We start from the raw sequence: 13,329 nt of genomic DNA, 5'->3' as shown, positions 1-13,329 counted from the left end.
CGCTCAGCCGTCCGATGCGGTCAGTCACCGAAACCATGAAGGAGTTGGCTGGCCAAGGCGCGCGTCTTGTAGATTCGTATGAAGAACGAGCCTCAGTAACCTCGCGGATTCCCCCTGGAAGCCGGAGGCGCCCCAGGACACGAGGGTCAGGGTCGACTTTCAGCGACACAGAGTCGACAGATCCGAACTGTCTGTACATCCCATTCGAGACAAGATCGGCGGCGACCACCATGCGGCTGCGCGCACTCCTTGACACCGACGCGCTGGGCCTGCGGCTGCTCGGCGGCGATGACGAGCTCGACCGCACCGTGCGCGGTGTGATGACCACGGACCTGCGCGACCCCAGCCGGTATCTCGCCGGTGGCGAGCTGGTCCTGACCGGCCTCGCGTGGCGCCGCGACGCCTCGGACACGGAACCCTTCGTACGCATCCTCGCGAGCGCCGGAGTGGCGGCCCTGGCCGCGGGCGAGGCCGAGCTCGGCGACGTCCCGGACGACATCGTCGAGGCCTGCGCGCGGCACCGCCTGCCGCTGTTCGCCGTGAACGAGTCGGTCGCCTTCGCGACCATCACCGAGCACGTCGTCCGCCAGGTCTCCGGCGAGCGGGCCGGTGACCTGGCCGCCGTCGTGGACCGGCACCGCCGCCTGATGACCTCGGGCCCCACCGGCGGCGGCCCCGACGTCGTCCTGGACCTGCTCGGCTCCGACCTGGATCTGCGGGCCTGGGTCCTGTCCCCCGCGGGCCGCCCCATCGCCGGGTCGAGCGCGGCGGGCCCCGCCCTCCCCGGGGCCGTGTGCGGGCGTCTGGCGGGCGAGCACCTGGCCGCTGCCCGCACGGGGCGGCGGGGCCCGCACCGGGTCCAGGTGGACGGCACGACGTACTCCCTGTTCCCCGTTCGGAGCAGTGGGCGCGGTGCGGCTTCCCCCACGGCATCGACATCGGCGGCGGCCGCGGCGAGCACGGCCGCCCTGCGTGACGTACGCGAGACGGTCCTGTCCGACTGGTTCCTGGCGGTCGAGGCCGACGCGGGCGACTGGCCCGAGGAGCGGCTCGACCTGCTCCAGGGCGTCACCCAGCTGATCGCGGTGGAGCGCGACCGGCGTGACGCCGCCCGCACGGTGCGGCGCAGGCTGGCCCAGGAGGTCCTCGAACTGGTCCAGACGGGCGCGGCCCCGGCGGAGATCGCCGCGCGCCTGCGGGTCGCCGCCCCCGTGCTGCTTCCCGGCCTGGGCGCGGCACCGCACTGGCAGGTCGTGGTGGCCCGCGTCGAGTGGGACGGTTGCGAGATCGAGGGCGGTCCGGTGGCCCAGTCCCTCCTGGAAGAGATCCTCGTGGACCCGCTGTCCGCGGGCCCCGAACCATCCGATCGCATCGCGGTGGCCCATACGGGTGACGAGGCGATCGCACTCGTACCGCTGCCTGCGGTCTCCGCGGAGCACGACGGCTCCGAGACGGGCCTGCTGGCCGATTCCCTTCTGGAGTCGGTACGGGACCCCCTGTCGGCCGGCCTCGACGGCGACGGCCGCCTCACGCTCGGCGTCAGCGCGTCCGTGCACTCGGCGGAGGGCCTGCGCGGCGCCCTGGAGGAGGCCCGGCACGCCCGCCGGGTCGCGGCGGCGCGTCCGGGGCGAGTGTGCGCGGCCGGCCACCAGGAGCTGGCCTCGCACGTCCTGCTGCTGCCCTTCGTCCCCGACGACGTGCGCCGGGCGTTCACGGCCCGCCTCCTGGACCCGCTGCGGGACTACGACCGGCGCCACCGGGCGGAGCTCGTTCCGACCCTGGAGGCGTTCTTGGACTGCGACGGTTCCTGGACGCGATGCGCGGCGCGGCTGCACCTGCACGTCAACACGTTGCGCTACCGAGTGGGCCGTATCGAGCAGTTGACGAGTCGTGACCTTTCACGCCTCGAGGACAAGCTCGATTTCTTCCTGGCACTGCGAATGAGCTGACGCGAGCGACCCCGGTCAAACACCTTTCATGGCACGCCCTTTGTGAATTCTTTCACCCAGCCCCTTGGCCGGGTGCGCCGATCCATGCTGAGATGCGCCCACTACTCAACAGCTCAATGGCGTGCTCGGGGAGGGCAACGTGGCGCATACCGCCATGTCTGGTTCCGGAACGACTGCAGGGGACGATCCACTCCAGACCGCGGTATGGCGGCTGCGCTCGCGCGGCTGTTGGACCGACGCGGCCGCACTGCTGTCCTCGCGGGAGGGGCCGGGGGCCGCGCTGCAGAGAACCTCGCTCCTGGTGGAGCGGTGCCTGTTCACGGGAGAGGGCTGGGCCGAGGCGGAGGACGGACTGCGGACGGCCGAGGCGCTGGCCGTGAAGGACGACGACCGCGGGGCGGCGGCGTGCGAGCGCGGCCAGCTGGCGTACGCCTCCACGGTGCTCGCCGTGCGGGACCGGGCGGACGAGGCGCGTACGGCGCTGGGGCGGGCGGCGGCGCTGCTCGCCCCGAACGCTTCGGGGCGGCCGCTGCTCGACTTCCGCCGGGGTCTCATCGCCGAGCACATCTCGGACTCGCCGCAGGCGGCGCGGGCCGCCTACCGGCGGGCGCATGCGGGGGCGACGGCGCACGACCATCCCTTGCTGCTCTCCTTCACCTGGCGGCACCTGGCCGGACTTGCCCTGCGGGAGGGCGAGTTGGCGGAGGCGCGGCACGGCTTCGCGGAGTCGCTGCGGATCCGGGAGGAGCTGGGGTACTTGGTGGGTACTGCGCCCGCGCTTGCGGCTCTTGCTGATGCGGAGCCGGAGCCTGAAGCGGGGCGCCTTCGGGCCGAGGCGGCGCGGCTGTTCCGGTTGATGGGCGGGGTGCCGTCGTGGCTGGCGCAGCAGTTGTCGCCGCCGGCGCCGGCGGCGTGAGCCTCCGGCCTGGGCACACCGTCATCACCGGCTCCGCCGAGTTCGTCCTCAAACGCCGGACGGGCTGAGTGGTTTCAGCCCCTGGGGGTCCCCCGGACGAAGTCTGGGGGAGTTCGACGAGCGGGGTCCGGGGCGGAGCCCCGGTTTCGGGAAGGGGTGGGATGGGGGAGCGCCCCGCAGGGGCCGCCCGGACCTCAGCCCCCCGCCCCCGCAAAGTGCTCCCTCACCAGGGCCTGCACCACCCCCAAGTCCTGCGCCACCAACGCCTCCAGCAGAGCCATGTGCTCCGCCGCGTCAGCGACAAGATCCGCGCGGCGGGCGTGGACGGGGCCGCTCACCAGGGGCCACTGCGACCGGCGGTGCAGATCGTCCGCCACCTGCACCAGCTGCTGGTTCCCGGAGAGGGCGAGGACCGCGCCGTGAAAGGCCCGGTCCGCCTCGGCGTACCGCGCAAGATCACCGCCCGCCGCCGCCACCGCACTCGCCTCGGCAAGGGGCCGCAGCTCGCACCACCGCGCCGCGGGCACCGTGCGGGCGAGCCGCAGCATCACCGGCACCTCGATCAGCGCCCGCACCTCCGCGAGATCCCCCAGCTCGCGCGCGCTCCGCTCGGTGACCCGGAAGCCGCGGTTCGGCACGACCTCCACCGCTCCCTCGATCGCCAGCTGCTGCATCGCCTCGCGCACGGGAGTCGCCGAGACCCCGAAGCGCTCGCCGAGCACGGGCGCCGAGTAGACCTCGCCGGGCGCGAGGTCTCCCCCGACGAGCGCGTCCCGCAGGGCGTCCAGGATCTGTCCGCGGACCGAGTTCCGCTGCACCGCCCTACGGGGCGCGGGTACCGCCGTTTCCCCGTGTGTGTGCTCACCGCGGGCTGCCGGGGGCGACGCCGGGGCCGGGACCGATGAGGCGCGCACCTGCTCCGGCACACGGACGGCGAGGCGGTACGCGTCATGCGCTCTGGCCTGCTCCACGAGGTCCACCCCAAAGTCCGCTCGGTCCGAAAGGTACGAGAGGCACCATAGGCGGACAGCCCCGCAGTTGAAACCTCGATCATTCTGGGTAAGGTTAGGCTTACCTGTAATCGATCGTGATGCGGCGGTCCTCGCATGTCCGTACCCACCTTGGCGAAGCGCGCCCCGAGCGCCCTCGCGGACGCCTACGCCCGCCTCACCGAGGTGTTTCCCGGACTGCGCGTGAGCGAGCTCGGCGACGAGGAGCAGGCCCCCCGGGGCGGCGGTTGGGTCACCGCCTCCCTGCTCGCGGAGGGCGGGGCCGACCTCGACGCTTTCATGGCGTGGGACGAGGCGCAGGTACTGAAGGACTACGGACAGGCCGGGCGGCCGGACGTCATCGCCAGTTTCGCGCTGCACCGCTACGCCTGGCCGGCCACGCTCCTCATCACCGTGCCGTGGTTCCTGCACCGCCGGGTCCCCCGTTACCCCGTACAGAACGTGTCCTTCCAGCGCACCCTCGGCCGCCTGGCCGTACGCAGCTCGGGCTTCGCCTGCCTGCCCGGCGATCCGGCGGCCTCGCTCCCCGGTGCCCGCGTCGTGCCGGACGAGGAGGCGTTGCGCGCGGAGGTGCGGGCCGCCGTCGCCGAGCATCTGGGACCGCTTCTGGATGCCTTCGGGCCCCGGATGCGGCGCCGATCGCGCGCCCTGTGGAGTGTCGCCACGGACGAGATCGTCGAGGGCCTGTGGTACATCGCCCATCTCCTCGGCGAGGAGCAGCGCGCCACCACCGAGCTCGAGCGGCTGCTTCCGGGCGCCACCAAGCCGTACGTGGGGACGGCGGGGTTCCGTGAGCTGCGGGGGCCGAACGGCGAGTCCCTGCCGACGCGCGACCGCGCGAGCTGCTGCATGTTCTACACGCTGCGCCCCGAGGACACCTGTGTGACCTGCCCGCGCACCTGTGACGCGGAGCGCGTCGCACGGCTGAGCGCCGCCGCCGCGGCGTGACCGGAGCCCCGAACCGGGCCGAAACCACGACCCCTACTCCTTGAACCACCCTTTCGTGTTCGTTTAATCGAACTCAACTCCCCTCACTGAGGCCTGAGTTCGAGCAAAACGGCGCGCGCCGCACCCCTTTGCACCCCCCTTGGCGTTCTCTTGCCCGAAAACCCCTCTGGGGGCCATCGGGATTGGGCCACTATGGCGCCCGAACGCCCTACCGCGACGCAAGGGACCCCAGATGAGACTGACCGACATATCGCTGGACTGGCTGCTTCCGGGTGGCGTCCTGCTCCTGGGCATGCTGGTGGCGGTGGCGGTACTCGCACGCGGCAAGCGCGCCGGGCAGAAGTCGGCAGCCGGTATCTCAGGCGACGACTCCTGGGAACGCAGCGAGGAGCGCCGCAGGCGCAAGGAGGCCGTCTATGGAACGGCCTCGTACGTTCTGCTGTTCTGCTGTGCGGCGGTCGCCGCCGCACTCTCCTTCCACGGCCTGGTCGGCTTCGGCCGGCAGAACCTCAACCTGACCGGCGGCTGGGAGTACCTGGTCCCGTTCGGGCTCGACGGCGCGGCGATGTTCTGCTCCGTGCTCGCCGTGCGCGAGGCGAGCCACGGTGACGCGGCCCTCGGCTCGCGACTCCTGGTGTGGACGTTCGCGGGCGCCGCAGCATGGTTCAACTGGGTGCACGCGCCCAGGGGACTCGGCCACGCGGGCGCTCCGCAGTTCTTCGCCGGAATGTCGCTGTCGGCGGCGGTGCTCTTCGACCGCGCGCTGAAGCAGACCCGCCGTGCGGCACTGCGCGAGCAGGGCCTGGTGCCGCGGCCGTTGCCGCAGATCCGGATCGTACGGTGGCTGCGCGCGCCCCGGGAGACCTTCGGCGCCTGGTCGCTGATGCTCCTCGAAGGCGTACGCACCCTGGACGAGGCGGTCGAGGAGGTCCGCGAGGACCGACGCGAGAAGGAGCGCACCCGGATCACCAGGCGGGGCCGCGAGAAGCTGGAGCGGGCGCAGCTCAAGGCCATCAGCAGGGGCCATCGCAGCCTCCCGAGCCGCGGCGGCGGGCGGCAGGTCGATCTGCCGGCCGTCGCTCCGGCCGCAGGGTCCGCGCAGGTCGGCGCGGACCCTGCGATAGCACCGCCCCCGGCGCCGCAGGAACAGGACCAGCTGCCGCTGCGCTCCCGTCCCTCCCTCCAGGCCGTGAAGAACGGCACGGAACCCGTCACCGTCGACCTCACCGCCGAGGACGACACCCAGACGCTGCCGCGGCTCGACTCCCTTGAGCAGAAGCTCAAGGATCTGGAGCAGCAGTTCGGCTGATGTCAGCAGCGCAGGACGGGAGTTGGCCGGCGGCCCGGTTCATGCCGGGCCGCCGTCCAGCTCGAACCACACCACCTTCCCGACCCCGTGCGCCCGCACGCCCCACGCGTCGGCGAGGGACTGCACGAGCATCAGGCCCCTGCCGTGCGTGCTGTCGTCGGCGTTCGCCGCGCAGAGCTTCGGTCGGCGCCCCACGAAGTCCCTGACCTCGACGCGCAGCCTGCCGGGCCGCACGGTCGCCGTCACAATGGCATCGCGATCGGTGTGCACCAGTGCGTTCGTGACCAGTTCGCTGGTCAGCAGCTCGGCTATCTCGGATCGTCCGGGCCTCCCCCAGGTCCGGAGCAGTTCGCGCAGCGCGCCCCTGACCTCAGGGACCGCTCGCAGATCGGATCGCCCCAATCTGCGCCGGAGTTGAGCCCGATGGAGCTCCACCGGCTTGTCGTCGATCGGCTCGTCCCTTGCTTTCGGCGAAGAGGTCCCCAGATGAATGGGACCGCCCCCTCTTAACTGCCTCGTCATGACCCCCGCCCACAAACTGAGTCCATTCCTCCCTGCTCGAACACGCTCACGGAATTCATGCCCCACTCGCTTGGCGGCACTCATGTCCATTCGTCAACCATTGGAGTGGGTGCGCCCGGGCCCGGCGGGGAAGTGAAGCGGTGGACCGTTTCCGCATGATCCTGACCGGGCCCGATCGCGCCACTTCGGGCCCGCCCGAGCATTACGAGGAGCCGCCGTGCACGACGACCGACTGCTGGTGGAGGGACGCCTTGAGCGCGCCCTGCGGCAGTTCATCCGCCCCGCCCAGTACGCGGACCGTGTGCCGCTCTCCCTCTCCGTCTGGCACGCGCCGGGCGAACCAGTCCCTGTCGCCGAGGCCATCGAGGCCTCGTACGAGCCCTTCGTGACGGGCACCGCCTGGGGAAAGCCCTGGTCGACCAGTTGGTTCCGGCTGCGTGGTCAGGTGCCGGAGGCCTGGCGCGGGCGCCATGTCGAGGTGGTCGTCGACCCCGGCTTCACCGGTGAGGGCCCCGGCTTCCAGGCGGAGGGCCTGGTGTACGACGCCTCGGGCATCCCCCTCAAGGGCATTCACCCCCGCAACCGGCACATCCCCGTGGCCGCCTCCGCCCAGGGCGGCGAGCCGGTGCACCTCCTCCTGGAGGCGGCGGCCAACCCCACCGTTCTGCACGACTTCGAACCGACGCCCCTGGGCGACGTACTGACCGCGGGCGATGGCCTCATCTACCGATTCGCGTCTGCCGATCTCGCCGTACTGGACGAGGACGTTTGGCAGTTGACCCTGGACATGGAAGTCCTGTCCGAGCTCATGTACGAACTGGACGCCGCCCGTCCGCGCCGCCACGAGATCTTGCGCGCTCTGGAGCGTGCGCTCGACGCCCTCGACCTGCACGACGTGTCGGGCACGGCGGCAGCGGCGCGCACCGAGCTGACGGAGGTCCTCGCGAGTCCGGCCCACGCCAGCGCGCACCGGGTCTCGGCCACCGGGCACGCCCACATCGACTCGGCCTGGCTGTGGCCGCTGCGCGAGACGGTGCGCAAGGCGTCCCGCACCTTTGCCAATGTGACGGCTCTGGCCAAGGACTACCCCGAGCTGGTCTTCGCCTGCTCGCAGGCCCAGCAGTACGCCTGGGTCAAGGAGCACCAGCCGCACATCTGGGAGCGCATCAAGAAGGCCGTCGCGGACGGCAACTGGGCGCCGGTGGGCTCCATGTGGGTCGAGTCGGACGCCAACATGCCGGGCGGCGAGGCGCTGGCCCGGCAGATCACGCACGGCATGCGCTTCTTCCGCGAGGAGCTGGGAGTGGAGACCGAGGAGATCTGGCTGCCGGACTCCTTCGGCTACACGGCGGCCTTCCCGCAACTGGCGAAGCTCGCGGGCGTCCGCTGGTTCCTCACCCAGAAGCTGAGCTGGAACCAGTCCAACAAGATGCCGCACCACACCTTCTGGTGGGAGGGCATCGACGGCACCCGGGTCTTCACGCACTTCCCTCCGGTCGACACCTACAACTCCCAGATCCATGGCGCCGAACTCGCCCACGCGGAACGGAACTTCACCGAGAAGGGCCGCGCGTCCCGCTCCCTCGTGCCGTTCGGCTGGGGCGACGGCGGTGGAGGCCCGACGCGCGAAATGCTGGAGAAGGCACGGCGGTTGCGGTCCCTTGAGGGGTCACCGCGCGTCGAGATCGAGAGGCCTTCGGCGTTCTTCGCCGCCGCCGAGGAGGAGTACGGCGCCAAGGCGCCGGTCTGGTCCGGCGAGCTCTATCTGGAGCTGCACCGCGCGACGTACACGACGCAGGCCGCCACCAAGCGCGGCAATCGCCGCACCGAACACTCCCTGCGCGAGGCCGAGTTGTGGTGCACGGCTGCCGCGGTGCGCGACCCTTCGTACGTCTACCCCTACTCGACTCTCGACCGGCTCTGGAAGACGGTGCTGCTGCACCAGTTCCACGACATCCTGCCGGGCTCGTCGATCGCGTGGGTGCACCGGGAAGCGCGCGACACGTACGCGCGCGTGCTGTCCGAGCTCGATGAGATCACCGCGTCGGCGGTCCGCTCCCTCGGCCCGGGAGGGCCCGTCGCGCTCAACGCGTCGCCGTACGCCCGCAGCGAGGTCGTCAGGACCGACGAGGGCGACCTGGTGCACGTCCATGTCCCGGCGCTGGGGAGCACGAGCCTCGAGGAGGCCGCTTCGTACACGCGGGAGACCGGTACGACAGCGCTCCTGGCCGACGGCGAGATCCAGTTGCTGAACGAGCACCTGCGCGTCGCCATCGACGCGGACGGGCTGCTGACCTCCGTGCACGACATCGACGCGCACCGCGAGGTCCTGTCCCCCGGCACGCGCGGCAATCTGCTTCAACTGCACCCCGACCACCCCACGCACTACGACGCCTGGGACCTGGACAAGCACTACCGCAACACGCACACCGACCTCACCGGGGCCGAGTCCGTGGAGCTGGTCGAGGACGGGCCGCTGCGGGTCGCCGTCCGTGTGGTGCGGGCCTTCGGGGAGTCGCGGATCACCCAGGAGATCCGGCTCGCGGCGGGCAGCCGTCGCATCGACGTCGTCACCGAGGTCGACTGGCGGGAGTCGGAGAAGGTCCTCAAGGCCGCCTTCCCGCTGGACGTGCACGCCGAACGATCCGCCGCCGAGATCCAGTTCGGGCACGTGCACCGCTCCACACACGCCAACACCGGCTGGGACGCGGCCCGTTTCGAGATCTGCGCGCACCGGTGGCTGCGGGTCGCCGAGGAGGCGTACGGCGTGGCGGTGCTCAACGACTCGACGTACGGCCATGACGTGACGCGCGCTCCGCACGGTGAGGGGATCGGCACCACCGTGCGGCTCACGCTTCTGCGCGCCCCGCACAGCCCTGACCCGGAGACGGATCTGGGCGTGCACCGGTTCACCTACGCCCTGCTGCCGGGCGCGACGACGGGCGACGCGGTCGCGGAGGGGCTCGCGCTCAACCTGCCGCTGCGGGTCGCCGCGGCGCCCGCGCTGCCCTCGCTGGTGAGTGTCGACAATCCGGCGGTGACCGTGGAGTCGGTGAAGCTCGCGGACGACGGGAGCGGCGATGTCGTGGTGCGTCTCTACGAGTCGCGGGGTGGGCGCGCGGCGGCCGCGCTCACCACGTCGTTCGCGGTGAGCGCGGCCGAGGTGACCGATCTCCTGGAGCGTCCGCTCGAAGCGGCCCACACCGACGACGCGGGGCTCGTGCTCGCGCTGCGTCCGTTCCAGATCGTGACGCTGCGCCTGCGGCCTGCCTGATTGGGCGTCAGGGGCGTGGCACGTTCCGCAGGTTGGAGCGTGCCATCTGGACCATGCGGCCGACGCCGCCGTCCAGGACGATCTTGCTGGCGGAGAGTGCGAAGCCGGTCACCATCTCGGAGCTGATCTTGGGCGGGATGGAGAGGGCGTTGGGGTCCGTGACGATGTCGACGAGCGCGGGCCCCTTGTGCGAGAAGGCGTCCTTCAGGGCGCCCACGAGCTGCTTGGGCTTCTCGACGCGTACCCCGTAGGCACCGGCGGCGCGGGCCACGGCGGCGAAGTCGGGGTTGTGGTTGGCCGTGCCGAACGAAGGCAGCCCGGCCACCAGCATCTCCAACTCGACCATGCCCAGGGAGGAGTTGTTGAAGAGGACGACCTTCACCGGCAGGTCGTGCTGGACGAGGGTGAGGAAGTCGCCCATCAGCATGGAGAATCCGCCGTCGCCGGACATCGAGATGACCTGGCGCTTGCGGTCGGTGAACTGGGCGCCGATCGCCTGCGGCAGGGCGTTGGCCATCGAGCCGTGGCTGAAGGAGCCGATGATGCGGCGCTTGCCGTTCGGGGAGAGGTAGCGGGCCGCCCAGACGTTGCACATCCCCGTGTCGACGGTGAACACCGCGTCGTCCGAGGCGAGTTCGTCCACCACGGACGCGACGTACTCGGGATGGATCGGTACGTGCTTGTCGACCTTGCGCGTGTAGGCCTTGATGACGCCTTCGAGGGCGTCCGCGTGCTTCTTCAGCATCTTGTCGAGGAACTTGCGGTTGCTCTTCGGCCTGACGCGCGGGGTGAGACAGCGCAGGGTCTCGCGTACGTCGCCCCAGACGGCGAGGTCCAGCTTCGAGCGGCGGCCGAGGCGTTCGGGCCGCACGTCGACCTGGGCGATCTTGACGTCGTCGGGCAGGAAGGCGTTGTACGGGAAGTCGGTGCCGAGGAGGATCAGGAGGTCGCACTCGTGGGTGGCCTCGTAGGCGGCGCCGTAGCCGAGCAGCCCGCTCATGCCGACGTCGTACGGGTTGTCGTACTGAATCCATTCCTTGCCGCGCAGGGCGTGGCCCACCGGGGACTTGATCTTCTCGGCGAACTCCATGACCTCGGCGTGCGCGCCCGCCGTGCCGCTGCCGCAGAAGAGGGTGACCTTGTCGGCCTTGTCGATCATCGCGGCGAGCTTGTCGATCTCCGTGTCGCCGGGGCGCACGGTGGGGCGCGAGGTGACCAGGGCGCTCTCGGGGGACTTGTCCGGCGCCTCCTGGTCGGCGATGTCTCCGGGCAGGGTGACGACGCTGACGCCGGACTGTCCGATCGCGTGCTGGATGGCGGTCTGGAGCAGCCGCGGCATCTGCTGCGGGCTGGAGATCATCTCGCTGTAGTGACTGCACTCCTGGAAGAGCCGGTCGGGGTGGGTCTCCTGGAAGAAGCTGAGGCCGATCTCGCTCGACGGGATGTGCGACGCGAGGGCGAGGACCGGTGCCATGGAGCGGTGGGCGTCGTAGAGGCCGTTGATCAGGTGGAGGTTGCCGGGGCCGCAGGAGCCGGCGCAGACGGCGAGGCTGCCGGTGATCTGGGCCTCGGCACCGGCGGCGAAGGCCGCGGTCTCCTCGTGCCGCACCTGCACCCAGTCGATGCCCTTGGTGCGCCTGATCGCGTCCACGACCGGGTTGAGGCTGTCGCCCACGACTCCGTACATGCGGCGCACACCGGCGCGGTGGAGGATGTCGACGAACTGTTCGGCGACGTTCTGCTTGGCCATGGCTTCACGAACCCTTCAGTCCCCTTGACTCTCTTGGGGTCCATGAATTCACAGGGCGGGCGCTCACGCCTCCCAAACGAGGGCGCTCACGCCTCCCAGACGGCGGCCGCCGTCCGGTCGTCCGCGTACCCCTTGACCCTGACCTGGATGTCCGCGAGGAAGGTCGCGAGGCCCGGAGGACCGCTCTTCGTCCACCGCTGGGTGAGATGGGCGGCGAGTTCGGGCTCGCCGCGCAGGGGCTCGGCGAGGCCGCCGCTGCAGAGCATCAGGGCATCACCCGGGCGGGCTACGGAGGCCCGGAAGCGGAAGGGTTCGCGGGGCGGCGGCTCGGGTGCGGGCTCGTAGGGACTCGGGGGCGTGATGATCCCCATGTCCATGGTGAGCCGATCGCCGTCGGGCGTCTGAGGCGGTACGGAACCGAACCCGACCACGGGCGGCCCTGCGTCACCGGCGGAGTCGCTGACGTGCGGCTCGATGTCCTGCCAGGCGCCGTCCCTGAGCCGGAAGAGTCCGCCGCCGCCGACGCCGAAGAAGACGCGGGTGCGGCATTCAGGGTCGGCCGGCAGGAGGAGGCAGCGCAGGGACGCCGCGTACTCCTCGGGCTCGACGCCGAGGTCGGCGGCGTGCGCGCGGAGCTTGCCGAGGCTGCGGTCCGTGAGCCGATGGAGGCCGCTCTTGAGGTCCCCGCGCCGGGCGGCCCGGATGTCCTCGGAGAGGCGTTGATGGCTGCGGCCCACGGCCCGCCCGATCCACGCGCAGGCCTCGGCGGCGGCGCGATGGGCGCCCGGTGTGGCGCGCGCGCCGGTGGCCATGGCCACCAGGACCAGGGCGCTCTCGCCTGTCCCGAACCGCGCGGTGAGCAGCGAGTCGCGGCGGGGCTCGCCCCGATAGCGCGCGGAGTCCCCGCGCACGGAGACGGCGCGCAGGGTGGAGTTGCCGTAGCGGGCGCCGTCGAGCACGGTGTCGGCGACCAGATCGCCCAGGTCGTCGGGGTCGGCGGCGGGCAGGACGGTGGGGTCGGCGTCGTAGGTGGGCGGGCCGTCGCCGACGTACGGGACGGCGTCCACAGGCGCCGACGCCACCACGGACGGCTCCACATCCACCGGGGCGGGTGCCTGCGGTGCCTGCGGTTCCACCGGGGCGGGAGCCTGCGGTTCCGGAACGGCGGACTCCTCGGGCGCGCGGGGCGCGGGGACGGCGGTGGTACGGCTCGGGTCGCCGGGCTGCTTCAGCGGCCCCGTCGGGAAGGTGACCGGCCCCGTGGGCGCGGCGGAGGGCTCCCAGGGGGCGACGTCCGGGCGCACGCGAACGTCTGGTGGGGGCGGGGGGTCGTACGACGGTGCCGCTGAAGCAGGCACGTCCTCGCCCGCCGCCGCGGAAGCCGCCGACGCGAACCTGTCGTCGAGGGTGTCGGCCATATCGGCCGGACCCGTGTCATGAGCGGAGTCGTCGTAGAGCTGACCCCACCAGTCGTCCTCCTGGCCGGAGGCTCCGTCGTGCCTCTCCCCCTGCTGGCTCATGCCCCTATTGTCCACCGCAGAGGCCGTACGAAAACGGTGCATCCGGAAATTCCGGCCACCGGAAGAGTGACGATGAGGGCCGCCGGGCGGGCCCACCCCCCACGGGAGGACCGCCCGGCGGTGTCTGTGTG

9 protein-coding genes are annotated in these 13,329 nt (G+C 71.5%); 5 read left to right on the top strand and 4 right to left on the bottom strand.

Annotation, left to right across the window (positions count from 1 at the left end):
• Window positions 1–230 precede the first annotated feature (230 nt).
• Window positions 231–1,949, top strand: coding sequence for a PucR family transcriptional regulator (locus tag ACZ5WE_RS31670; RefSeq protein ID WP_467687986.1), 1,719 nt, complete (start codon window positions 231–233; stop codon window positions 1,947–1,949).
• A 154-nt stretch (window positions 1,950–2,103) separates the two neighbouring features.
• On the top strand, window positions 2,104–2,865 hold the full coding sequence (locus ACZ5WE_RS31665) for a hypothetical protein (RefSeq protein ID WP_467687988.1): 762 nt from the start codon (window positions 2,104–2,106) through the stop codon (window positions 2,863–2,865).
• A gap of 194 nt (window positions 2,866–3,059) precedes the next feature.
• Here ACZ5WE_RS31665 and ACZ5WE_RS31660 read toward each other — a convergent pair whose 3' ends face one another.
• Window positions 3,060–3,836: a GntR family transcriptional regulator gene (locus ACZ5WE_RS31660; protein WP_467687989.1), complete on the bottom strand. Its 777-nt coding sequence runs from the start codon at window positions 3,834–3,836 to the stop codon at window positions 3,060–3,062.
• Between the two features lie 135 nt (window positions 3,837–3,971).
• On the opposite strand from ACZ5WE_RS31660, the gene ACZ5WE_RS31655 reads away from it, so the two are divergent.
• Together ACZ5WE_RS31655 and ACZ5WE_RS31650 are read left to right on the top strand one after the other, a co-directional pair.
• Window positions 3,972–4,823, top strand: coding sequence for a (2Fe-2S)-binding protein (locus ACZ5WE_RS31655; protein WP_467687991.1), 852 nt, complete (start codon window positions 3,972–3,974; stop codon window positions 4,821–4,823).
• A 232-nt stretch (window positions 4,824–5,055) separates the two neighbouring features.
• Window positions 5,056–6,132: a DUF2637 domain-containing protein gene (locus ACZ5WE_RS31650; protein ID WP_467687993.1), complete on the top strand. Its 1,077-nt coding sequence runs from the start codon at window positions 5,056–5,058 to the stop codon at window positions 6,130–6,132.
• A gap of 39 nt (window positions 6,133–6,171) precedes the next feature.
• On the opposite strand, the gene ACZ5WE_RS31645 is transcribed toward ACZ5WE_RS31650, so the two are convergent.
• The gene (locus ACZ5WE_RS31645; protein WP_467687995.1) at window positions 6,172–6,654 is read right to left on the bottom strand and encodes an ATP-binding protein; all 483 of its coding nucleotides are present in this window, start codon (window positions 6,652–6,654) and stop codon (window positions 6,172–6,174) included.
• A 217-nt stretch (window positions 6,655–6,871) separates the two neighbouring features.
• Here ACZ5WE_RS31645 and ACZ5WE_RS31640 point away from each other — a divergent pair, with 217 nt between their 5' ends.
• The gene (locus tag ACZ5WE_RS31640) at window positions 6,872–9,928 is read left to right on the top strand and encodes an alpha-mannosidase (RefSeq protein WP_467687997.1); all 3,057 of its coding nucleotides are present in this window, start codon (window positions 6,872–6,874) and stop codon (window positions 9,926–9,928) included.
• A gap of 7 nt (window positions 9,929–9,935) precedes the next feature.
• Here the strand turns inward: ACZ5WE_RS31640 and ACZ5WE_RS31635 are convergent, their stop codons facing one another.
• Both ACZ5WE_RS31635 and ACZ5WE_RS31630 read right to left on the bottom strand, forming a co-directional pair.
• The gene (locus tag ACZ5WE_RS31635) at window positions 9,936–11,678 is read right to left on the bottom strand and encodes a pyruvate dehydrogenase (RefSeq protein WP_467687999.1); all 1,743 of its coding nucleotides are present in this window, start codon (window positions 11,676–11,678) and stop codon (window positions 9,936–9,938) included.
• Between the two features lie 86 nt (window positions 11,679–11,764).
• On the bottom strand, window positions 11,765–13,198 hold the full coding sequence (locus ACZ5WE_RS31630) for a protein phosphatase 2C domain-containing protein (RefSeq protein ID WP_467688001.1): 1,434 nt from the start codon (window positions 13,196–13,198) through the stop codon (window positions 11,765–11,767).
• Between the last annotated feature and the right edge of the window lie 131 nt (window positions 13,199–13,329).

It is taken from the genome of Streptomyces sp. NPDC033180 (assembly GCF_055577645.1).
The sequence above is the reverse complement of the archived record's forward strand: the minus strand, read 5'-3'. Positions and strand labels throughout refer to the sequence as shown.